This window comes from Streptomyces sp. NPDC054872 (assembly GCF_053610705.1).
The window spans coordinates 197,778-217,440 of sequence record NZ_JBSGYY010000007.1 but is presented as its reverse complement, the minus strand read 5'-3'; the positions used below and the strand labels follow the sequence as shown (position 1 = coordinate 217,440).

Annotated in this window: 24 protein-coding genes; 13 read left to right on the top strand and 11 right to left on the bottom strand. The window is 69.4% G+C overall.

Annotated features, from left to right (window positions below):
* The first annotated feature begins 97 nt into the window (after nucleotides 1–97).
* From ACWGIH_RS11540 to ACWGIH_RS11525, 4 genes are all read left to right on the top strand, one after another.
* Nucleotides 98–478: a type II toxin-antitoxin system RelE/ParE family toxin gene (locus ACWGIH_RS11540; protein ID WP_453447515.1), complete on the top strand. Its 381-nt coding sequence runs from the start codon at nucleotides 98–100 to the stop codon at nucleotides 476–478.
* Entirely contained in the window at nucleotides 475–798 is a 324-nt protein-coding gene (locus tag ACWGIH_RS11535) for a helix-turn-helix domain-containing protein (protein ID WP_453447516.1), read from the top strand. The genes ACWGIH_RS11540 and ACWGIH_RS11535 overlap by 4 nt, the downstream gene beginning before the upstream one ends.
* A gap of 1 nt (nucleotide 799) precedes the next feature.
* A complete protein-coding gene (locus ACWGIH_RS11530; protein WP_453447518.1) occupies nucleotides 800–2,719 on the top strand; it encodes a beta-galactosidase in 1,920 nt (639 codons plus the stop codon).
* A 122-nt stretch (nucleotides 2,720–2,841) separates the two neighbouring features.
* On the top strand, nucleotides 2,842–3,450 hold the full coding sequence (locus ACWGIH_RS11525; protein WP_453447519.1) for a hypothetical protein: 609 nt from the start codon (nucleotides 2,842–2,844) through the stop codon (nucleotides 3,448–3,450).
* A gap of 13 nt (nucleotides 3,451–3,463) precedes the next feature.
* Here the strand turns inward: ACWGIH_RS11525 and ACWGIH_RS11520 are convergent, their stop codons facing one another.
* Nucleotides 3,464–4,066 carry a hypothetical protein gene (locus ACWGIH_RS11520; protein WP_453447521.1) on the bottom strand — a complete coding sequence of 201 codons (603 nt, stop codon included), beginning with the start codon at nucleotides 4,064–4,066 and terminating at the stop codon, nucleotides 3,464–3,466.
* 82 nt (nucleotides 4,067–4,148) lie between these two features.
* On the opposite strand from ACWGIH_RS11520, the gene ACWGIH_RS11515 reads away from it, so the two are divergent.
* Together ACWGIH_RS11515 and ACWGIH_RS11510 are read left to right on the top strand one after the other, a co-directional pair.
* Nucleotides 4,149–4,637 (top strand): GNAT family N-acetyltransferase, encoded by a 489-nt coding sequence (locus ACWGIH_RS11515; RefSeq protein ID WP_453447522.1) that lies wholly within the window; start codon nucleotides 4,149–4,151, stop codon nucleotides 4,635–4,637.
* A gap of 32 nt (nucleotides 4,638–4,669) precedes the next feature.
* Nucleotides 4,670–6,145, top strand: a complete 1,476-nt coding sequence (locus tag ACWGIH_RS11510; RefSeq protein ID WP_453447524.1) for a membrane-associated oxidoreductase — start codon at nucleotides 4,670–4,672, stop codon at nucleotides 6,143–6,145.
* Here the strand turns inward: ACWGIH_RS11510 and ACWGIH_RS11505 are convergent.
* Nucleotides 6,132–6,413 (bottom strand): DUF397 domain-containing protein, encoded by a 282-nt coding sequence (locus ACWGIH_RS11505; protein WP_453447526.1) that lies wholly within the window; start codon nucleotides 6,411–6,413, stop codon nucleotides 6,132–6,134. The two genes, ACWGIH_RS11510 and ACWGIH_RS11505, sit on opposite strands and share 14 nt — an antisense overlap.
* Nucleotides 6,395–7,228: a helix-turn-helix domain-containing protein gene (locus ACWGIH_RS11500; protein WP_453447527.1), complete on the bottom strand. Its 834-nt coding sequence runs from the start codon at nucleotides 7,226–7,228 to the stop codon at nucleotides 6,395–6,397. The genes ACWGIH_RS11505 and ACWGIH_RS11500 overlap by 19 nt, the downstream gene beginning before the upstream one ends.
* A 118-nt stretch (nucleotides 7,229–7,346) precedes the next feature.
* Between ACWGIH_RS11500 and ACWGIH_RS11495 the strand changes: the two genes are divergently transcribed.
* Genes ACWGIH_RS11495 through ACWGIH_RS11485 form a run of 3 tightly spaced genes read left to right on the top strand, consistent with a single transcriptional unit; the run spans nucleotide 7,347 to nucleotide 8,445 of the window.
* Nucleotides 7,347–7,568 (top strand): hypothetical protein, encoded by a 222-nt coding sequence (locus ACWGIH_RS11495; protein WP_453447528.1) that lies wholly within the window; start codon nucleotides 7,347–7,349, stop codon nucleotides 7,566–7,568.
* Nucleotides 7,565–7,786 carry a hypothetical protein gene (locus ACWGIH_RS11490; RefSeq protein ID WP_384273242.1) on the top strand — a complete coding sequence of 74 codons (222 nt, stop codon included), beginning with the start codon at nucleotides 7,565–7,567 and terminating at the stop codon, nucleotides 7,784–7,786. The genes ACWGIH_RS11495 and ACWGIH_RS11490 overlap by 4 nt, the downstream gene beginning before the upstream one ends.
* A gap of 35 nt (nucleotides 7,787–7,821) precedes the next feature.
* Nucleotides 7,822–8,445, top strand: a complete 624-nt coding sequence (locus ACWGIH_RS11485) for a DUF1266 domain-containing protein (protein WP_453447530.1) — start codon at nucleotides 7,822–7,824, stop codon at nucleotides 8,443–8,445.
* A gap of 3 nt (nucleotides 8,446–8,448) precedes the next feature.
* Here ACWGIH_RS11485 and ACWGIH_RS11480 read toward each other — a convergent pair whose 3' ends face one another.
* Nucleotides 8,449–9,126 (bottom strand): AIM24 family protein, encoded by a 678-nt coding sequence (locus tag ACWGIH_RS11480; protein ID WP_453447531.1) that lies wholly within the window; start codon nucleotides 9,124–9,126, stop codon nucleotides 8,449–8,451.
* Nucleotides 9,127–9,246: 120 nt separating this feature from the next.
* Between ACWGIH_RS11480 and recO the strand changes: the two genes are divergently transcribed.
* Together recO and ACWGIH_RS11470 are read left to right on the top strand one after the other, a co-directional pair.
* Entirely contained in the window at nucleotides 9,247–9,999 is a 753-nt protein-coding gene (recO, locus tag ACWGIH_RS11475; RefSeq protein ID WP_453447532.1) for a DNA repair protein RecO, read from the top strand.
* A gap of 83 nt (nucleotides 10,000–10,082) precedes the next feature.
* Complete coding sequence (locus ACWGIH_RS11470; protein ID WP_363208598.1) at nucleotides 10,083–10,904, top strand: isoprenyl transferase; 822 nt, start codon at nucleotides 10,083–10,085, stop codon at nucleotides 10,902–10,904.
* A gap of 57 nt (nucleotides 10,905–10,961) precedes the next feature.
* On the opposite strand, the gene ACWGIH_RS11465 is transcribed toward ACWGIH_RS11470, so the two are convergent.
* From ACWGIH_RS11465 to ACWGIH_RS11450, 4 genes are all read right to left on the bottom strand, one after another.
* Nucleotides 10,962–11,375 (bottom strand): Fur family transcriptional regulator, encoded by a 414-nt coding sequence (locus ACWGIH_RS11465; RefSeq protein WP_190081029.1) that lies wholly within the window; start codon nucleotides 11,373–11,375, stop codon nucleotides 10,962–10,964.
* A gap of 80 nt (nucleotides 11,376–11,455) precedes the next feature.
* The gene (locus ACWGIH_RS11460) at nucleotides 11,456–12,361 is read right to left on the bottom strand and encodes a metal ABC transporter permease (RefSeq protein ID WP_453447645.1); all 906 of its coding nucleotides are present in this window, start codon (nucleotides 12,359–12,361) and stop codon (nucleotides 11,456–11,458) included.
* 2 nt (nucleotides 12,362–12,363) lie between these two features.
* On the bottom strand, nucleotides 12,364–13,167 hold the full coding sequence (locus ACWGIH_RS11455) for a metal ABC transporter ATP-binding protein (RefSeq protein WP_453447534.1): 804 nt from the start codon (nucleotides 13,165–13,167) through the stop codon (nucleotides 12,364–12,366).
* 35 nt (nucleotides 13,168–13,202) lie between these two features.
* Complete coding sequence (locus tag ACWGIH_RS11450) at nucleotides 13,203–14,183, bottom strand: metal ABC transporter substrate-binding protein (protein WP_453447536.1); 981 nt, start codon at nucleotides 14,181–14,183, stop codon at nucleotides 13,203–13,205.
* A 144-nt stretch (nucleotides 14,184–14,327) separates the two neighbouring features.
* On the opposite strand from ACWGIH_RS11450, the gene ACWGIH_RS11445 reads away from it, so the two are divergent.
* Entirely contained in the window at nucleotides 14,328–15,707 is a 1,380-nt protein-coding gene (locus ACWGIH_RS11445; RefSeq protein ID WP_190081032.1) for a glycine--tRNA ligase, read from the top strand.
* A 94-nt stretch (nucleotides 15,708–15,801) separates the two neighbouring features.
* Complete coding sequence (locus ACWGIH_RS11440; RefSeq protein ID WP_453447537.1) at nucleotides 15,802–16,008, top strand: hypothetical protein; 207 nt, start codon at nucleotides 15,802–15,804, stop codon at nucleotides 16,006–16,008.
* Nucleotides 16,009–16,088: 80 nt separating this feature from the next.
* Here ACWGIH_RS11440 and ACWGIH_RS11435 read toward each other — a convergent pair whose 3' ends face one another.
* From ACWGIH_RS11435 to ACWGIH_RS11425, 3 genes are all read right to left on the bottom strand, one after another.
* Nucleotides 16,089–16,517: a protein-tyrosine phosphatase family protein gene (locus tag ACWGIH_RS11435; RefSeq protein WP_453447538.1), complete on the bottom strand. Its 429-nt coding sequence runs from the start codon at nucleotides 16,515–16,517 to the stop codon at nucleotides 16,089–16,091.
* Nucleotides 16,514–17,989 carry an MFS transporter gene (locus tag ACWGIH_RS11430; RefSeq protein WP_453447539.1) on the bottom strand — a complete coding sequence of 492 codons (1,476 nt, stop codon included), beginning with the start codon at nucleotides 17,987–17,989 and terminating at the stop codon, nucleotides 16,514–16,516. The genes ACWGIH_RS11435 and ACWGIH_RS11430 overlap by 4 nt, the downstream gene beginning before the upstream one ends.
* 140 nt (nucleotides 17,990–18,129) lie before the next feature.
* On the bottom strand, nucleotides 18,130–19,593 hold the full coding sequence (locus ACWGIH_RS11425) for an MFS transporter (RefSeq protein ID WP_453447541.1): 1,464 nt from the start codon (nucleotides 19,591–19,593) through the stop codon (nucleotides 18,130–18,132).
* Nucleotides 19,594–19,663 lie beyond the last annotated feature (70 nt).

Genomic DNA, 19,663 nt, shown 5'->3' with positions numbered 1-19,663 from the left:
ACAACGCACTCGCGCGGGTGAGGGTTCCGGGATTACGGCGCGTCAGGCCATGCGGCGCATGTTTAGTGAATGCTAAACTCGCAAAGGAGCTCAGGGAGTGGAAGAACAGTGGGACATCTACCTGACCGACGAGGTGGACCAGTGGCTGAACGATCTCGAGAAGGCTGATCCAGGTTCCTACACGCTGGTGAACCAGGCCATCTGGATCCTGGCTTGTCACGGCCCGGCGGAAGGTCGGCCACTGGTCGACCGCATCAAAGGGTCCGCGCTGCACAATCTGAAGGAGCTGCGGCCCGGTTCGGCGGGGCGGAGTGAGGTGCGCGTCCTGTTCATGTTCGATCCCTGGCGCTCCGCCATCCTGCTGGTGGCCGGCGACAAGAGCGGGAACTGGGTGACCTGGTACGACGAGGCGATCGTGCTGGCCGAGCGGCGGTACGCGGAGTACGTCGCCGACCGTGAGAAGGAGCTGGGGAAATGAGCGGACACATCAGGTGGTCGGCGAGTGGACACCGGGAGCGCGCGGAGGAACTGGCTGGCGGCCGGGACGAGTTCATGGAGGGGGCCCGGCGCATGCTTGCCGAGGCTCGGGCCTGGCGCCTCGTCGAGATGCGCCAGGAGCGCGGGTACACCCAGACGCAGGTGGCCGAGCGTATGGGGGTGAGCAAAGGAAGGGTGTCCCAGATCGAGAGTGGGCAAGTCTCAGGTACGGACGTGATGGCGCGGTATGTCGAAGCCCTCGGCGGCAACCTGGTGATGGTCGCGGTCTTCGGCGACGGTGAGCTACGAAAGGTCGGATGACATGGGCCGGGAGCGCCTCGCCGAGCGATTTCGTTCTCGGTTGTCGTCGATCGGGTACGGCGGCGACTACAACCCCGAGCAATGGGGCCCCGAAGTCCACGCCGAGGACGCCGAGCTGATGCGCGAGGCGGGGGTGAACCTGGTGACGCTCGGGATCTTCTCCTGGGCGAAGACGGAGCCCGCCCCGGGTACGTACGACTTCACCTGGCTGGACGGCCACCTGGACCGCCTGGCCGAGACGGGCGTCGCCGTCAGCCTCGCCACGATGACCGCGTCCCCGCCGCCGTGGCTGACGCGCCTGCACCCGGAGACTCTCCCCGTGACGGAGGACGGGGTGCGCCTGCACCCCGGCTCCCGCCAGCACTGGTGCCCGTCGAGCCCCGTCTACCGGACACACGCCGTACGCCTCACGGAACGCCTGGCCACGCGCTACGGCGAGCACCCCGCGCTCGCCCTCTGGCACATCGGCAACGAATACGGCTGCCACATCTCGCGCCACTGCCACTGCGAGGTGTCGACGGCGGCGTTCCGCAGCTGGCTGCGGGAGCGGTACGGGACGGTGGCGGCGCTCAACGACGCCTGGTCGACGGACTTCTGGTCCCAGCGCTACGGCACCTTCGAGGAGATCCACACCCCGCGCAAGGCGCCGTCCTTCCGCAACCCGGCCCAGCAGCTGGACTACTGGCGCTTCTCCTCGGACGAGCTGCTCGCGTGCTGCCTGGCCGAGAAGGACGTCCTGACCCGCATCACCCCGCACGTCCCCGTCACGACGAACTTCGTCCCGGTGGCGAAGACGCTCGACCTGTTCGCCTGGGCCCCGCACCTGGACGTGGTGTCGTACGACTCGTACCCGGACCCGCACGATCCGGACTCGCTCCACCGCACGGCCTTCTCGTACGACGTCATGCGCGGCCTGAGGGGCGGGCAGCCGTGGCTGCTGCTCGAACAGGCGCCGGGGGCGGTGAACTGGCGCGCGCGCAACGGCAGGAAGCCGCCGGGCCGGATGCGCCTGGACAGCTGGCAGGCGGTGGCGCACGGGGCGGACTCGGTGCTGTTCTTCCAGTGGCGGCAGTCGCGCGGGGGAGCGGAGAAATTCCACTCGGCGATGGTTCCGCACGGGGGAGCGGACACCCGGATCTTCCGGGAGGTACGGGAGCTGGGCGCGGAGCTGGTCCGGCACCCCGAGCTCCTCGGCTCCCGCCCCGAGCGGGCGGACGCGGCGCTGCTCATGGACTGGCCGAGCTGGTGGGCCCTGGAACTGGACGCGCACCCGAGCGCGGACGTCACGTTCCTGGAGGCGGCCCTGGCCCACCACAAACCGCTGTACGACGCGTCGGTGGCGTGCGACGTGGTCCCGGTGGACGGGGACCTGACCGAGTACCGCTTGCTCCTGGTCCCCAATCTTTACTCGGTGACAAAAGAGACCGCGGAACGGCTCCGCGCGTACGTCCACGGCGGCGGCACCCTGCTCATGTCCTACTTCTCCGGAATCGTGGACGAACACGACCGCGTCCACCTCGGCGGCTACCCGGCCCCGTTCCGTGAGCTGCTCGGCCTGAGGGTGGAGGAGTTCGACCCGGGACCGGACGGCACGTGGTCGGAGGAGATCCACCTGGAGGGCGCGGAAGCGGTACGCACGTCACCCACCGGCGCCCCGACGGTGACGCGCCACTCCTATGGCGAGGGCATGGCCTGGTACCTGAGCACGCGCCCCGCCCCGAAGGAGATGCGGGAACTCCTCGACCGGGTGCGCGCGGAGTGCGGAGTGCACCCCGTCCTGCCCGGCCTCCCGGAGGGCGCGCAGGCGCGGACGCGGGTGACGGCGGCGGGGGAGAGGGTGCACGTGGTCCTCGACGAGCGGGACCTGAGCGTGGAGGTACGACGCTCGCGGGGCCGGTCCGCGGAGTCGCCGCGCGGCTGACGGACACGCTGCACGCTGCTCCTCGACGTTAGCGAGGCGTTAGTCAGACGGCGACAGATCATCAGCAGCGGCGGACAGTCTTGTTCTCACGAGCCCGACACACCGCACAGAACGGCAAGAACATGTCGCACACCGCCCTCCTCCACGCCCGCAAGGCCGCAGCCGCCATGGTCATCACCGTCGCCGCGTTCGGGCTCACCGCCTGCCAGGGCAGCGGGAACGACGCCTCGTCGTCCTCGGCCCCCGCTTCCTCGGCCAAGGCCGGCGAGTCCGGCAAGTCCGGCGGGGACTCCGCCGACGGCAAGACGACGGGCACGAAGGGCACGGCGGGCACGGCGGACGAGGCCGGGAAGCGCTGCACGGACCAGATGAACTACGCGGGTGACCCGCGGTCGAACGCCGAGATCAACTCCATCGGTACGGACACCGGCACCTGCCCCACGCCGATCAAGGACGACAAGCCCTCGGGCACGCCCGACAAGCCCGGCGCGAGCTGCACGGACCAGCTCAACTACGCGGGTGACCCGAGGTCGAACGCCGAGATCAACAGCATCGGCGCGGACACCGGCACCTGCCCCACCCCCGAGAAGGGCGACAAGCCGGCGGGCACCCCCAACAAGCCCGGTGTCAGCTGCACCGACCAGATCGACTACGCCGGTGACTCCCGCCCGAACGCGGAGATCAACAGCATCGGCGCGGACACCGGCTACTGCCCGCCGGTCAAGAAGTAGCGAGCGAGACCGGCTACGCGTCGAGGTTCTCGCGCAGGGCGTCGACGACGTGCTCGGGTGAGAACTCAAGGAGCCAGTCCATGAACCGCACGCCGTACTCGTCCCGCGCGCGTTCGATGATGGGGTCGGCGTCCTCGGGCGCCGTGAGGCCGAACTTCTCCTTCAGCCAGTCGAGATACTCCTCGTGCCCTACGCTGTGCTCCTCGTCGGCCTCCCACTCCTTCTCGGGCAAATACCACTCGTGGTCGACGGCCAGCAGCCGGAACAGATCCCGCAGGCCGGACGCCACGACATCGAGATCACCCTCGTCCCCGAAGAGGACCACGGGCAGCGTCGCGAGATCGGCGCGGTCGTCGCAGCGCCACAGCGCGTAGAACGACCCGGAGCCGGTGGCCTGCGCGAAGGGCACGAGACGGTCCAGGCGGGCACGCAGCTCGGGCGAATCGGTCGAGCCCAGCCACTCGACGAGGCCCACATCGCGCCGACCGTACTCGTACATCTCGAAGCCGTCGGCGAATCCCGCCGCCCCCTGTCCGTCGTGGAACTCCTTGAGCAGGTTCAGCTCGGGTATGGGTGAGTAGGCGCTGCCCATGGTGTCGGCCACGGTGTCGTTCACTGCATCTCCTCGGCGAGGGGCGGTTCGGTCGACGGACGCTATCGCCCCGCACTGACAGCGACGGTCGCGCTAGGTTTCAGCCATGCCCGAACTCCAGCGCCTGCGCAGCGACCACGCCCCCGCCCTGCTTGCCTTCGAGCGCGAGAACAGGGCCTACTTCGCGAAATCCGTGCCCGACCGGGGCGACGCCTACTTCACCGAGTTCGATGCGCGGCACACATCTCTGCTCGCCGAACAAGCCGACGGGACCTGCCACTTCCACGTACTGGTGGACGAGGACGGCGAGGTGGTCGGGCGCGTCAATCTCGTCGACGTCGCGGACGGCGAGGCCGAACTCGGCTATCGCATAGCCGAACGGGCGGCGGGCCGCGGGCTCGCCACCTCCGCCGTACGGCAGGTGTGCGAACTCGCCGCCACCGAGTACGGGCTGCGTGCGCTGCGGGCGGCGACGGACGCCGACAATGCCGGGTCGCGGGCGGTGCTGGCCCGTTCCGGGTTCGTGGTCGTGGGCGAGGTGGAGGTGGAGGGGCGGCCCGAGGTGCGCTATCGCCGCGCCACGACTGCTGGTTGACACATGATCCGCCGCGCGCAAGAGTCGCGCCGGTGGAGATCACGGATCTGAGCGAGGCCGAGCGGCAGGTGTGGGAGGCCTTCCCGTTGGGGCGGTCCGTCGATTTCCGGGAGCGGCACAGGGAACCCGCCGATTCCGGCGCGGACTGGGGCCCCGAGCGGACCGTGCGGGCTGAGGTGCTGCGCGCCCTGCTCATCGACGGGCCCCGCCAGGAAGGCGAGACCCCCGTCCTGCGGCTGCACGGCGCCCGCATCACCGGCAAGCTCGACCTCGAGTACGCGGAAGTCCCCGGGGCCATCCACCTCTGGTCCTGTTACTTCGACGGGGAACTGGACCTTTACGGGGCGCAGTTGCGCCAGCTGAATCTGGGCTGGTCCGTCTTCCCCGACCTGTACGGAACCGGGTTACGGATCGACGGCTCGCTGCGGATGACCGGTGTCCGCGTCCGGAGGGGCATCCGGCTCGGGGGCGCGCGGATCGCCGGGACGGTCTTCCTCGACGGGGCGCACCTGGGCGAGCAAGGGTTGGCCGCCGCTTTCGACGAGCCCGCCCTCGCGCTCAATCGCGCCACCATCGACGGTGATCTCCACGCCGACGACGGCTTCACCGCCCACGGGCTGGTCCGCCTCGCGGGTGCCGTGGTCGCCGGAACCATCAACTTCAACGACGCGGTGCTCAGCAACCCGGGCAGCACGGCCTTGCAGGCGGCGAACCTCAGCGCCGGAGACGATCTGCATGCGATGCGCCTCACGGCGTACGGACGGCTCAACCTGCCGGGCGCCCGTATCCCCGGCCAGTTCAACCTGGAGGGCGCCAAGCTCTCCAACCCGGGCGGCGTGGCCCTGCGCGCCAGCATCGTCGGAGGCGCCCTGTGGCTGGCCGGGGCCGAGCCCGTCGAGGGCACCATCACACTCCGGGGCGCTCAACTCGATTTCCTGTACATAGCCCCGGAGACCTGGCCGGACCATGTCCGCCTCGATGGCCTGACGTACAGCAGGCTCGGCCCGCACGAGCCCGCCGAGCGCAGGCTCCAGGTCCTGGAGCGGGATACCGAGGGCTACGTCCCCTTCGCCTACGAGCAGCTCACCGCCGCGTACCGCCGTGTCGGCGACGACGCGGCCGCCCGCACCGTCCAGCTCGCCAAGCAACGCCGCCACCGCACCACCCTGCCCTGGTACGCCAAGGCCTGGGGGTACCTCCAGGACGTCACCGTCGGCTACGGCTTCCGGCCCACGCGCGCCGCGATCTGGCTGCTCTCGCTGCTGCTGGCCGGCTCCGTCGCGTACGCCGTGCGGGAGCCGGTGGCGCTGAAGCCGAAGGAGGCGCCGGACTTCAACTCCGTCTTCTACACGCTGGACCTGCTGCTCCCGATCATCGACTTCGGCCAGGAGCATGCGTACGCCTCGCGGGGCGCGCTTCAGTGGTTGGGGTACGCCTTGGTCATCATGGGCTGGACCCTCGCCACGACGATCGCGGCGGGCATCACGCGGTCGATCAGCCGTCAGTAGCACGCAGCCCGGCCACGAAGCCCTGCCAGGCGGGGGCGCTGATGAGGAGGGCGGGGCCTTGGGGGGCCTTGCTGTCCCGTACGGGGACAACGCCGGGGACTCCGTCGGCTACCTCGACGCAGTTGCCACCCTCGCCGTTGCTGTAGCTGCTCTTACGCCAGCGGGCGGCGCCGATGAAGTCGTACGCGACCTCGACGCAACTACCGCCCTCGCCGTTGCTGTAGCTGCTCTTGTGCCAGCGTGCGTTGCTCAGGTCGTACTCGCGCATCGTCTGAAATCCTCAGCCGCCGACTCGACCCGGGCGAGGGACACCTCCGGCGACAGTGCGGCGCCCCTGAGCAGATCGTATGCGCGCTGTGCCCTCACTACCACTGCCGGTTCGTCGACGAGAGTTCCCGAAAACGACGTCTCTGTATAGGCGGTTGGAGGCGCGTCTTCGAAGTCCATGAGCCTAAGGTCTCCGACCATCGCGGCGTGCGCCCCCGCCTCGTACGGAAGCACCATCACCAGCACTTGCCGCTCCCGCATCAGCGACGCCAAGTGGTCCAACTGCTGCGCCATGGCGTCCGGACCGCCCACCGGGATGTACAGCGCGTTCTCGTGCAGCACCACCCAATACTCGGGCCTAGTAGCGTCCTTGAGGACGCCTGCCCGCTCCAGGCGGGCGCCGACGATCTCGTCCACGTACTCGTCCGTGACGAACGGGTTGGCCGCGAGAGTCACCGCCCGCGCGTACGCGGCGGTCTGCAGAAGGCCCGGGACCAGCGTGGGCGCGAACTCGCAGATCCGTGTGGCCAGCGCTTCAAGTTCCACGACGGCCGCGAAGTAATCCGCATACCGCTTGTCGTCGATCAGCTTTCGGCACATCCGCTCGAAAATACCGTCGGATTGCAGTACCTCATCGATTCGCCGCGCCACATCCAACTGCGGTTTACGAATAGCCTGTTCGAATTGCCCGATGTATGCGCCGGATGCAAAAACCTGGAGCCCCAACGCCGACTGCGTAAGCCCCGCATCCTCCCGCCGCCGCTTCAGCTCCGCGCCGAAGAACTCCCAGGCCGCCTGACGTGAACCATTGGCCATGGCCAACCACCCTCCGCTGCCCCGCAGTTGTAGGAGACAGACTCCTGTCGAGTGTAGGTGGATTCCGTCACCGTAGGGATGCGAAGAGTGAGATCCGACGGCAAAGGGGAGCCACCCGATGGGTGAGAACAAGGCGCACGCGCCGGTATGCGTCGCAGAGGCGGAGGAGACCATGAAGGAATTGCGGACCGCGCTCGCGAGGGCGGAAATTACGCTGCCGTCATTGCGGATCGACCCCACATCTTTGGCCCGGGAGGCTCCCTGTCCGCGTATTGAATTGGGCGGATGCCGCGTCGAGACGGCTGCTCGGCTGGTCGCCGCGCTGGGGGTCGCGCCATGAACTTGTACCTTCCCGTCGGCGCCTACGCCGTGGACACCCGTACCGGACAGGTCGGCAGGGTCATGGGGCACGAGGGGCCCTACGTCCAGCTCCGCCCCTTCGGCGGCGGCCGGGAGTGGGACTGCTCGCCGGACGCGCTCAGGACCGCCACCACGTCGGAGCGGCTGCGCGCCGCCACCGCCTATGCGAACGCACGGAGCCGGGGTGAAGTCCCGTGACGTAGGCGAAGACCCGTGACGTAAGGTGCGGGCGCATGGCCATATGGAAGTGGAGCAAGCCGAGGGTCGAGTCCAAGTACCCGACACCGCTCACCATGCACCAGCTCTGGATGGTGTCGCTGAGCGCGCCGGTCAGCCGGGACAAGGACGCGTCCCGGACGACCCTGTATCCGTTCACCCGCATCGACGACGGCAAGGCGCAGAAGTGGCTGGCCGAGCAGTGGGAGATCACCGCGCCCGAGCAACTGCTCGGGCGCCTGAGCGGACTCGCCAGCACCGGCTACCGCGCCATGGCTCAGCGGCGGATCGGCGTGGCACCCCTGGCCTGGGACATCGCGCTCTACGTGGACATCTCACGACGCGGCTTCGCCGGCGGGATGCTGAGCGAGGCCGACACCTGGAACCGGCTCAAGAACGTCGTGCCGACCGTGGTGGGGACGTACTCCTCCTGGAAGGAGTACGCCGACCACTACCTCCTCGGGAGGAAGGTCTGGCGGGACAGTCTCCAAGGGACCGGGGACGCTGACTTCCCCGCGCCCCAGGCCGCCTCCGACGCCCACCTGCGCACCCTCCTCGACCCGGCGAACCGGACGAGCCCGTGGAACCTGGCCCCCTGGGAAGCGATCAGCCGCCCCGACCAGGCCCGCCCCGGCCGCTAGGCCCTAGTGCTGGGTCGGCTTCGACGGAGTCAGCTCGCTCGGGCGCACGATGACGTACCCCTCGCCGCGCAGCATCAGCTGCACCGCCTCGCCGGAACCGCCCCTGAGCATGGAGCCGACGGACTGCGAGCGGTGCAGCGAGGTGTCCAGGTTCGCGGTCCAGCCGACCACCGCGTCCGTGTCCACGTACACCGGCTGCTGCGGCGACACCGGGATCACCAGCGGGTTGCCGTCGCAGACCAGGCCGAGCTGCCCGGACCCGGTGAAGACGCTGTTGAAGAGGCCGCCGCCGGTGACGCCCGCGCCCTTCACCGTCTTTATCTCGTACGAGAGCGACGCGTCGAAGCACAGGACGTTGCGGCCGTTCACGGTGAGGACGTCGCCAGGCTCGATGTCGACGATGAAGCAGTTCTGCGCCTCGTGCGCGAACCACGCCTCTCCCTGGCCGCGCACCGCCATCAGCGGAAGACCCTCACCGGTCATCGCCCGCTTCAGCATGCCGCCCACGCCCTGGCCCTTGCGCTCGAACTGGAGGTCGCCGCGGTAGGCGATCATCGCGCCCTGCCGTGCGTGCATCTCGCCGTTGACCGCGTACTTGATGGACTTGGCGTTCTGCAGGGTCATCCCGGGGACGACGGACTGCTGCGCCATGTGTTCCGTGGAGAACAGCTCACTCTTCATGTGGGCATTTTGGCAGGCGTGACTGATATGACCAGGGGTCCGGACGAGTCGGTGCGCCCCGGTTACGGCTCCGGTGCCACCCCGGCAACGACTGTCGGCCCCGTACGCGAGAATGGGGCCATGAGTCTGTTCCGTGATGACGGCATCGTGCTGCGCACCCAGAAGCTGGGTGAGGCGGACCGCATCATCACGCTGCTCACCCGCGGCCACGGCCGGGTCCGCGCCGTCGCGCGCGGCGTGCGGCGCACGAAGTCCAAGTTCGGCGCCCGGCTCGAACCCTTCTCGCACGTCGACGTCCAGTTCTTCGCGCGCGGCAGCGAACTGATCGGCCGCGGGCTCCCGTTGTGCACACAGAGTGAGACGATCGCTCCGTACGGTGGCGGGATCGTCGCCGACTACGCGCGCTACACCGCCGGCACGGCCATGCTGGAGACCGCCGAGCGGTTCACCGATCATGAGGGCGAGCCCGCCGTCCAGCAGTATCTGCTGCTCGTGGGCGGCCTGCGGACCCTCGCCAACGGTGAGCACGAGCCGCATCTCATCCTCGACGCGTTTCTTCTCCGCTCCCTCGCCGTGAACGGCTACGCGCCCAGCTTCGACTCCTGCGCGAAGTGCGGAATGCCCGGGCCGAACCGCTTCTTCTCCGTCGCCGCGGGCGGCTCCGTGTGCGTCGACTGCCGGGTGCCCGGCAGCGTCGTACCCTCGATGGAAGCCCTCGGCCTGCTCGGCGCGCTGCTCACCGGAGACTGGGAGACGGCGGACGCGTGCGAGGCGCGGCACGTCAGAGAAGGCAGCGGGCTCGTTTCCGCCTATCTGCACTGGCACTTGGAGCGCGGGCTCCGCTCGTTGCGGTACGTGGAGAAGACCACGTAGACCACGTAGACCTGTATAGACCTCGTACCACGTAAACCCCGTAGAGCACGTACAGAGATCAGCTAGGTAGGAGAGAGCCCCCCATGGCACGACGCGGAATCCTCGGACGGTCCCGCCGTGAGTACAAGGTCCCCGAGCCGCACCCCTCGGGCGCCAGGCCGCCGAAGATCCCCGGCGAGCTGGTGCCGCAGCATGTGGCGATCGTCATGGACGGCAACGGCCGCTGGGCCAAGGAGCGGGGGCTGCCGCGCACCGAGGGCCACAAGGTCGGCGAGGGCGTCGTCCTCGACGTGCTCAAGGGCTGCCTGGAGATGGGCGTCAAGAACCTCTCCCTGTACGCCTTCTCCACCGAGAACTGGAAGCGCTCGCCCGACGAGGTCCGCTTCCTGATGAACTTCAACCGCGACGTCATCCGGCGCCGGCGGGACGAGATGAACGAGCTGGGCATCCGGATCCGCTGGGTGGGGCGCATGCCCAAGATGTGGAAGTCCGTCGTCCAGGAGCTCCAGATCGCCCAGGAACAGACCGTCGACAACGACGCGATGACCCTGTACTTCTGCGTCAACTACGGCGGACGCGCCGAGATCGCCGACGCCGCGCAGGCCATCGCCCGCGATGTCGCGGCGGGCAAGCTCGACCCGTCGAAGGTGAACGAGAAGACCTTCGCCAAGTACATGTACTACCCGGACATGCCGGACGTGGACGTGTTCCTGCGCCCCAGCGGCGAGCAGCGCACCTCCAACTACCTGATCTGGCAGTCGAGTTACGCCGAGATGGTCTTCCAGGACGTGCTGTGGCCGGACTTCGACCGGCGCGACCTGTGGCGGGCCTGCCTGGAGTACGCCGGGCGCGACCGCCGCTTCGGCGGGGCCATCCCGAACGAGGAAGAGATCGCGAACAGTTGACGCGGACGCGCAATGGGCCCGCACCGAAGCCGGTGCGGGCCCACTGCGCGTTCAGGTCTACTTCTGCGCGCACTCCGCGCACGTGCCGAAGATCTCGACCGTGTGCGCCACGTTCACATACCCGTGCTCGGAGGCGATGGCCTCGGCCCACTTCTCGACCGCCGGGCCCTCGACCTCGACCGCCTTGCCGCACACCCGGCAGACCAGGTGATGGTGGTGGTCACCGGTGGAGCAGCGGCGGTAGACCGACTCGCCCTCGTCGGTGCGGAGCACGTCGACCTCGCCGGCGTCGGCGAGCGACTGGAGCGTCCGGTAGACCGTGGTCAGGCCCACCGAATCGCCTTTGTGCTTGAGCATGTCGTGCAGGTCCTGCGCACTGCGGAACTCGTCCACCTCGCCCAGGGCCGCCGCCACAGCGGCGCGCTGCCGGGTGGATCGGCCTCGTACCGGGGGTCCCGCAGCCGTTGTCACAGGTGCCTCCTCAACTGAAAAACTCGCACGATCGCCCGCACATCTGTCATATCCCGTCGGGCCATTGTGCCAGCTCGCTCTCAGACGGTGACCTCGTCCGCCGGGCGCCGCGCCTCGGGGACACCCTTCGGGACATCCGCCGTGCAGGTCGGGTCGGCGGCGGCCACGGCCCGTGCCCGTCGCCTGGCCAGGGGGGTCGCGAGCGCGGTCAGGACAACGAAGACGCCGATCGCCATCAGGACGATGGTCGCTCCGGGCGGCACGTCCTGGTAGTACGACGTGACCGTGCCGGACAGCGTCACGGCGGTGCCGATGACCACCGACAGGATGAACGTCACCTTGAACGAGCGGGTGATCTGCTGGGCCGCCGCGACCGGCACCACCATGAGCGCGCTCACCAGGAGCAGGCCCACGACGCGCATCGCGACGGTGACCGTGACCGCGGCGGTGACCGCGATCAGCAGGTTCAGCGCCCGCACCGGAAGCCCCGTGACCCGCGCGAACTCCTCGTCCTGGCTCACCGCGAACAGCTGCTTGCGCAGGCCGACGGTGACGAGCACCACAAAGGCCGCGAGCAGGCAGATCGCCGTGACGTCGGAGTCGGAGACCGTCGAGAGCGAGCCGAAGAGGTACGAGGAGAGGTTGGCGTTGGAGCCGGTGTCCGAGAGGTTGATCAGCAGGACACCGCCCGCCATGCCGCCGTAGAAGAGCATCGCGAGGGCGATGTCGCCGCGCGTCTTGCCGTACGCCCTGATCAGCTCCATCGTCACCGCGCCGACGACGGCGATCAGCGTCGCCATCCAGACGGGGCTCGAGTTGAGCAGGAAGCCGAGGCCGACGCCCGTCATGGCGATGTGGCCGATGCCGTCGCCCATCAGGGCCTGGCGGCGCTGGACGAGGTAGATGCCGATGGCGGGGGCCGTGATGCCGACGAGAACGGCGGCGATCAGCGCCCGCTGCATGAATTCGGTCTGGAAGATTTCCATCATCAGGTCAGCAGCCCCGTGCGGATCGGCTCGTCGGCCGAGTGCGGATGTACGTGGTCGTGGCCGGGCAGCGCGTGCTGTCCCGTGGCCTTGGGCGGCGGCCCGTCGTGGGTCACGCAGCCGTCGCGCAGGACGATCGCGCGGTCGATGAGCGGTTCGAGGGCGCCGAGCTCGTGCAGCACGAGCAGCACCGTCGTACCGGCCGCGACCTGCTCGCGCAGCGTCCGGGCGAGGATCTCCTGGCTTGCCAGGTCGACGCCCGCCATCGGCTCGTCCATGATCAGCAGCTCGGGCTCGGAGGCCAGCGCGCGGGCGATGAGCACGCGCTGGTGCTGGCCGCCGGAGAGGGCGCTCACGGAGTCCTTGGCGCGGTCGGCGAGACCGACGAGCCCGATGGCCCGGTCGACCGCCGCGCGGTCGGCCTTCGTCGTCCAGCCCAGCTTCGTGAGCTTCGTACGCGAGAGGCGGCCCGACGAGACGACCTCGCGGATCGTCGCGGGGACACCGCTCGCGGCCGTCGTGCGCTGCGGTACGTAGCCGATGCGGGCCCACTGCCTGAAGCGCTTCAGGGGGGTGCCGAAGAGGCTGATGTCGCCGCCGGTCAGGGGGACTTGGCCGATGACCGAGCGGACGGCGGTGGACTTGCCGGAGCCGTTCGCGCCGAGCAGGGCGACGACCTCACCGCGCCTGACGGTGAGATCGACGCCGCGCAGCACGGGGCGCGCGCCGAGGGTGGCCGTGGCCGCCCGCACGGATATGACGGGCGGGGTGGGACCCGCTGTGTCCGGGGCTTTGTCGGCTCCCATGGCGTGCGCCTCCGATGCTGCTGCCTGCTGTTCGTTCACTTCGCGCCGAGTGCCTTCTCCAGCGCGGCGAGGTTGGATTCCATGACCCCGATGTAGTCATCGCCCTTGGACTTGTCCGTAATTCCCTCCAGCGGGTCCAGGACGTCCGTCTTGAGGCCCGCGTCGTTCGCGAGCGTCTTGGCGGTCTTGTCGCTGGCGAGGGTCTCGAAGAACACCGTGGGGACCTTGTCCTCCTTGGCGATGTCCTGGAGCTCCTTGATGCGGGCGGGGCTCGGGTCCGACTCGGGGTCGATGCCGGAGATGCCCTCCTGGTCCAGGCCGTAGCGCTCGGCGAGGTAGCCGAAGGCGGAGTGCGTGGTGATGAAGGTCTTGGTCTTCGTGTCCTTCAGGCCGCCCTCGAACTTCGTGTTCAGGGCGTCCAGCTTCTTGACCAGAGCCTTCGTGTTCTTCTTGTACGCCGCCGCGTGGTCGGGGTCGGCCTTCTCCAGCGCCTTGCCGACACCCTCGGCGACCTCGGCGTACTTCACCGGGTCGAGCCAGATGTGCGGGTCGGCGCCCGCTTCGCCTTCTTCGTCGTGGCCGTGCTCGTCCTCGGCGTGCTCCTCGCCCTCGTGGCCGTGGTCGTGGCCGACGCCCGTGCCGTGCTTCTCCAGCTTGGTGAGGGTCGCGGCATCCACGGTGTTCTTCACGCCGGACTGGCCGATGGCGTCGTCGACGGCGGGCTGGATGCCCTTGAGGTAGAGGATGACGTCCGATTCGCCGAGGGTGGCGGTCTGCCTCGGGCTGAGCTCCAGGTCGTGCGGCTCGACACCCGGCTTGGTCAGGGTGTCCACGGAGACGTGGTCGCCGCCGATCTCCTGGGCGAGGTACTGCATGGGGTAGAACGACGCCGTCACGTTCAGCTTGCCGTCGTTCTTGTCCGCGGCGCTGGAGGAGGAGCAGGCGGACAGGGCCGTGAGGCCCAGAACCGTGGCGGAGGCGACGGCGGCGGTGGGTATGAGGCGACGTACGTTCATGACACTCATTTTCAACAAATCTGGAAACGATTGTCAACTAGCGGTTGGGGCCGGGATGGACCGGTATCCGATTTGATTAGGGGGGTAAGGCCGCCGGTAACCTGAAGCATTCGCTTCGCCCACCGTCGTAATGAAGAGAGCACCGTGGCCGCCGACAAGATCGACAGCATCGTCAGCCTGAGCAAGCGCCGTGGCTTTGTTTACCCGTGCAGTGAGATCTACGGCGGCCAGCGCGCCGCCTGGGATTACGGGCCGCTCGGCGTCGAGCTCAAGGAGAACCTCAAGCGCCAGTGGTGGCGCTACATGGTCACCTCGCGCGAGGACGTAGTCGGCATCGACTCGTCGGTGATCCTGGCCACGGAGGTCTGGCAGGCCTCGGGTCACGTCGCCACGTTCTCCGACCCGCTGACCGAGTGCCTGTCCTGCCACAAGCGTCACCGCGCCGACCACCTGGAAGAGGCGTACGAGGCCAAGCACAACCGGCCGCCCGAGAGCCTGGCCGAGGTCAACTGCCCCAACTGCGGCACCAAGGGCCAGTTCACCGAGCCCAAGCAGTTCTCCGGCATGCTCTCCACGCACCTCGGCCCGACGCAGGACAGCGGCTCCGTCGCCTACCTGCGCCCCGAGACCGCGCAGGGCATCTTCACCAACTTCGGCCAGGTCCAGCAGACTTCGCGCAAGAAGCCGCCGTTCGGCATCGCGCAGATGGGCAAGTCCTTCCGCAACGAGATCACGCCCGGCAACTTCATCTTCCGGACCCGCGAGTTCGAGCAGATGGAGATGGAGTTCTTCGTCAAGCCGGGCGAGGACGAGAAGTGGCAGGAGTACTGGATGGAGCAGCGCTGGAACTGGTACACCGGCCTGGGCCTGCGCGAGGAGAACATGCGGTGGTTCGAGCACCCGAAGGAGAAGCTCTCCCACTACTCCAAGCGCACCGCTGACATCGAGTACCGCTTCCGCTTCGGCGGCAGCGAGTGGGGCGAGCTCGAGGGCGTCGCCAACCGCACGGACTACGACCTCTCCGCGCACTCCAAGGCCTCGGGCCAGGACCTGTCCTACTTCGACCAGGAGGCCGGCGAGCGCTGGACTCCGTACGTCATCGAGCCCGCGGCGGGCGTCGGCCGCACGATGCTCGCGTTCCTCCTCGACTCGTACATCGAGGACGAGGCCCCCAACGCCAAGGGCAAGCTGGAGAAGCGGACGGTCATGCGCTTCGACCACCGCATCGCCCCGGTGAAGGTCGCGGTGCTCCCGCTCTCCCGCAACCCCGAGCTGTCGCCGAAGGCCAAGGGCCTCGCGACCGCCCTGCGGCAGAACTGGAACATCGAGTTCGACGACGCGGGCGCCATCGGCCGCCGCTACCGCCGTCAGGACGAGATCGGCACGCCGTACTGCGTGACGGTCGACTTCGACACCCTGGACGACAACGCGGTCACGGTCCGCGAGCGTGACTCGATGAAGCAGGAGCGCGTCTCCCTCGACCAGATCGAGGGCTACCTCGCCTCGCGCCTGGTGGGCTGCTGACGCTGCGCCCGCTCGGCCGTCGGCTGAGTGAAGGTTGAAAGAAGGCCCCGGTTCCGCATACGGAACCGGGGCCTTCTGCTGCACACTGTTCGCCATGCCTTCGATGACCACGAGCAAGGTCAGCAGATGGGACCAGCACGGGCGCGAGCATGTCGTGCACGTGCGGAAGGCGGGTGTGCAGCGGCAGTTGAGCTGCGACACGTGCGACTGGAAGAAGCGGGTGCAGTTCCTGCCGTGGCTGAAGGCGGAGGAACACCTCGCGGGGGAGCACCAGGCGACGGTGGATCCTTCGGTGCCTTGACCGCCGGCATCGGTTCCTCGGTGCCTGGACCGTCGGCCTCGGCGCCTCGACGGGCCGCATCGGCGTCCTGACCTCCGGCCTCAGCCGAAGCGCCGCACGAACCTTCGCTGCCACGGTGTCTCCACCGCCCGCGGCGCGTAGTGCTCCCGCACATAGGCCACCGCCTCGCCGCCCGGCACCCCGTCCAGCACCGCCAGGCACGCCAACGCCGTTCCCGTACGCCCCTGTCCGCCGCCGCACGCGACCTCGACCCGCTCGGTCTCCGACCGCTTCAGCGCCTCACGCAGGGCGGCGGCCGTCGCCGCGCGGTCGCCGGGCAGGCGGAAGTCCGGCCAGCGCAGCCAGCGGGCCTCCCAGGCGACGGCGGGCGGCTCCTTGCCGAGCAGGTACAGCGCGAAGTCGGGCGTGGGGCCGTCCGGGAGGGGATGGCGCAGACCACGGCCGCGGATGAGCCGGCCCGAGGGGAGCCGCAGTACGCCTGGTGCCGAGGGGTCCCACGTAGCAGTCACGGTGCGAGCGTAGTGCGGGAGTTGGGTCCTGTGTTCGGCTTCTGGGGCACGGCCTCCAGGCGTTCGGCGGTCCGTCGAGCCGTCTCCCTCGCCCAAGGGCCGCTGGTCAGAGCGCCGAGGAGAAGGACCGCGAGGCCGCAGCCCGCGATGATCCACCAGGCGGGGCGGCTCGCTTCCGTGAAGGTGGCGGCGTACGACGAGGAGCCCACCCCGGAGGCGAGGACCGCGCCGATGACGGCGACGCCGAGCGTCTGGCCGATCTGCCGGCTGGTGGAGGCGACGGCGGCGGCGACGCCCGCCTGGGAGCGGGGCATCCCGGAGACGGCGGTGTTGGTGATGGGGGCGTTCACGAAGCCGAAGCCGAGGCCGAAGAGCACGTAGCCGAGGAAGAGCGTCGCGTTCGTGGTCTCCGCGTCGAAGGCGGCGAACAGGACCCCGGACGACGTCATCGCGACACCGGCGACCAGGAGCGGGAGGCGTGGGCCCCGGTTGCCGACCAGACGGCCCGACAGCGGGGCGCAGACGAAGGTCATCGCGGCCATCGGCAGCATCCATACGCCCGCGTGCAGCGCGTTCAGGCCGCGGACGTTCTGCAGGTAGAGCGTGGAGAGGAAGAGGAAGCCGCCCAGCGCCGCGAAGGCGCTGACCGCGATCACGGTGGCCCCGCTGAACGGGGCGGAGCCGAAGAAGCGGAGGTCGATGAGGGGGTCGGCGCGACGCGGCTCGTAGGCGAGCAGGCCGACGAGGGCGAGGAGCGCGGCGCCCGCGAAGGCGATGATCAGCGGCGAGGTCCAGCCCGCCGTCGGCGCCTCGATGATCGCGTACGTCAGGGCCCCGAGCAGCACCATGACCAGGAGCTGGCCCACGGGGTCGGGGCGGCGCGGCCTGGGGGCGCGGGACTCGGGGATGAAGCGGATGGTGAGAAGGAGCGCCGCGAGGCCGACCGGCAGGTTGATCCAGAAGATGGAGCGCCAGCCGACGGAATCCACCAGGAGGCCTCCCACGAGCGGGCCCGCCGCCATGGAGATGCCGACGACGCCGCCCCAGACGCCGATGGCACGGGCGCGCTCGCGCGGCTCGGTGAAGGTGTTGGTGATGATCGACATCGCGACCGGGTTGAGCATGGAGCCGCCGACCGCCTGGGCCATGCGGAACGCCACGAGGGATTCCAGGTTGGGCGCGAGAGAGCAGGCCACCGAGGCGAGCGTGAAGATCACCAGGCCCACCTTGAAGATCTTCTGCCGCCCCACGCGGTCCGCCGTCGACCCCGCGAGCATCAGGAGCGCGGCGAGCACGAGGGTGTAGGCATCGATCGTCCACTGCATGCCCGAGATGCTGGTGCCGAACTCCCGCGCCATCGAGGGCAGCGCGACGTTCAGGACGGTGTTGTCGAGGCTGACGATGAGCAGACTCATGCAGCAGATCGCGAGGACGAGCATGCGACGGCGGTGCGTGAGCTCTTGCTGGGGCATGAGTTCGACGGTATCCCGGTGGGGCGGGTGACGCGTCCGTGGGCCGTCCGGGGGCGCCGGTGAGGGGCGCGGGGAACGGCGCGAGCAACCTCCACGGGCCCGCACCGAGAGGCACCCGCACCGCACCGGAGGCATCCCCCTCAGGCCGGCCGCCGAGGCAACCGCAGGCTGAGGAGTGCCAAGCCGATGAGCCCGGCCAGTTGTATTCCAAGGACGATCGCGAACGCGTCCCGCATGCCCGTGCCCGGCACCAGGGCCAGGAAGAGGGAGCCCAGAGTGGCGACGCCGATCGCCAGGCAAGACTGCTGGACCGTGGCCGCGAGGCCGCTGCCCGCGCCCGCCTTCGCCGCCGGTACCGCGGCGAGCACGATGCGGTAGTAGAGAGCCAGCTGCACGCCCTGGCCGAGTCCGCACAGGGCCAGGCCGGGAGCGAGGGTGAGCGGGGTCAGCGCGGCGTATGGAGTCCACAGCACCAGCAGGGCGAGGAGGGCGAGGCCCGAGCCGTGCACCAGTGCGCACAACGTCAGCGCGCGGCTGCCGAGCCGCTTCACCAGACGCGGGGCGAGCATCGACGCCGCGAACTGTGCGACGCCCATCGGAATCAGGGTCAGACCGGACTTCAAGGGGCTGAAGCCCAGCCACTGCTGGAGGGTCACCGCGCTGACGAACATCCACCCGGCGAAGCCGGTGAAGATGGGCAGCCCGAGGGCGAGACCCGTGCGTACCCCCGGTTCGCGCAGCAGCGACGGAGGCAGCAGTGGACTGCCCCCGGTGCGCTCGGCACGCAGCTCCACGCGGGCGAACACCCAGGCGAGGAACGGCGACGCGGCCAGCGACAGGACCGACCACAGCGGCCAGCCCGCGGCCCTGCCCTCGGTCAGGGGAAGCAGCAGGGCGATCAGAGAAGCAGCGAGCAGGAGTGTGCCGCCGATGTCGCTGCGGGTGGCCTGCGCGGCGCGGCTGTCCGGCACGGAACGCACCGCGCAGAGCAGCGCGGCGACCGCCACCGGCGCGTTCACCAGGAACACCGCGCGCCAGCCGGTGCCCGCCAGGTCGGCGGAGACCAGGACGCCGCCGAGCACCTGGCCGAGGACGATGGAGATGCCGCCCACCGAGCCGTAGAGGGCGACCGCCTTGGACCGCCGCTCGCCTCGCGTCGTCGCGTGGATGGTGGCGAGCACCTGCGGCAGCATCAGGGCGGAGGCCGCGCCCTGGGCGACGCGTGCCCCCACGAGCCACCAGGCGCCGGGCGCGAGCCCGCAGGCCAGCGAGGTCACGCCGAAGGCGGCGACACCCCAGAGGAAGAGCCTGCGGCGCCCGTACGTGTCGCCGAGCCGGCCGCCGAGCACGAGCAGCACGGCGTACGCGACGGCGTAGCCCGCGACGACCATCTCCAGGGTGGCCGGGGAGGCGCGCAGGTCGTGCTCGATGCTGGGCAGGGCGACGTTGACGATGAAGAAGTCGATCATCGGGAGCGCGGCGCCGAGCAGGATGGTGACGAGGCCGAGCGGGGAGAGGACGGGTTCGTCGGCGACTTTGGCGGACCGGGCCGCCGGGGCGGGCTCGGGCTTCAGGACGTGGGCCGTGGAATTCGTCAGGTTCACGAGTACGACGCTCGTCGAACCTTCAGCCTGGTACCAGAGTCTCTTTATCCTGGTACCTCAACTACCTGGA

Coding starts and splice junctions, on each gene's coding strand:
- ACWGIH_RS11460 (WP_453447645.1), bottom strand. CDS start 12,361: ATGGAAATCTTCCAGACCGAATTCATGCAGCGGGCGCTGATCGCCGCC.
- ACWGIH_RS11535 (WP_453447516.1), top strand. CDS start 475: ATGAGCGGACACATCAGGTGGTCGGCGAGTGGACACCGGGAGCGCGCG.
- ACWGIH_RS11450 (WP_453447536.1), bottom strand. CDS start 14,183: ATGAACGTACGTCGCCTCATACCCACCGCCGCCGTCGCCTCCGCCACG.
- ACWGIH_RS11505 (WP_453447526.1), bottom strand. CDS start 6,413: ATGCGCGAGTACGACCTGAGCAACGCACGCTGGCACAAGAGCAGCTAC.
- ACWGIH_RS11525 (WP_453447519.1), top strand. CDS start 2,842: ATGTCGCACACCGCCCTCCTCCACGCCCGCAAGGCCGCAGCCGCCATG.
- ACWGIH_RS11490 (WP_384273242.1), top strand. CDS start 7,565: ATGAACTTGTACCTTCCCGTCGGCGCCTACGCCGTGGACACCCGTACC.
- ACWGIH_RS11515 (WP_453447522.1), top strand. CDS start 4,149: ATGCCCGAACTCCAGCGCCTGCGCAGCGACCACGCCCCCGCCCTGCTT.
- ACWGIH_RS11495 (WP_453447528.1), top strand. CDS start 7,347: ATGGGTGAGAACAAGGCGCACGCGCCGGTATGCGTCGCAGAGGCGGAG.
- ACWGIH_RS11470 (WP_363208598.1), top strand. CDS start 10,083: ATGGCACGACGCGGAATCCTCGGACGGTCCCGCCGTGAGTACAAGGTC.
- ACWGIH_RS11485 (WP_453447530.1), top strand. CDS start 7,822: ATGGCCATATGGAAGTGGAGCAAGCCGAGGGTCGAGTCCAAGTACCCG.
- ACWGIH_RS11480 (WP_453447531.1), bottom strand. CDS start 9,126: ATGAAGAGTGAGCTGTTCTCCACGGAACACATGGCGCAGCAGTCCGTC.
- ACWGIH_RS11530 (WP_453447518.1), top strand. CDS start 800: ATGGGCCGGGAGCGCCTCGCCGAGCGATTTCGTTCTCGGTTGTCGTCG.
- ACWGIH_RS11430 (WP_453447539.1), bottom strand. CDS start 17,989: ATGCCCCAGCAAGAGCTCACGCACCGCCGTCGCATGCTCGTCCTCGCG.
- ACWGIH_RS11500 (WP_453447527.1), bottom strand. CDS start 7,228: ATGGCCAATGGTTCACGTCAGGCGGCCTGGGAGTTCTTCGGCGCGGAG.
- ACWGIH_RS11455 (WP_453447534.1), bottom strand. CDS start 13,167: ATGGGAGCCGACAAAGCCCCGGACACAGCGGGTCCCACCCCGCCCGTC.
- ACWGIH_RS11440 (WP_453447537.1), top strand. CDS start 15,802: ATGCCTTCGATGACCACGAGCAAGGTCAGCAGATGGGACCAGCACGGG.
- recO (WP_453447532.1), top strand. CDS start 9,247: ATGAGTCTGTTCCGTGATGACGGCATCGTGCTGCGCACCCAGAAGCTG.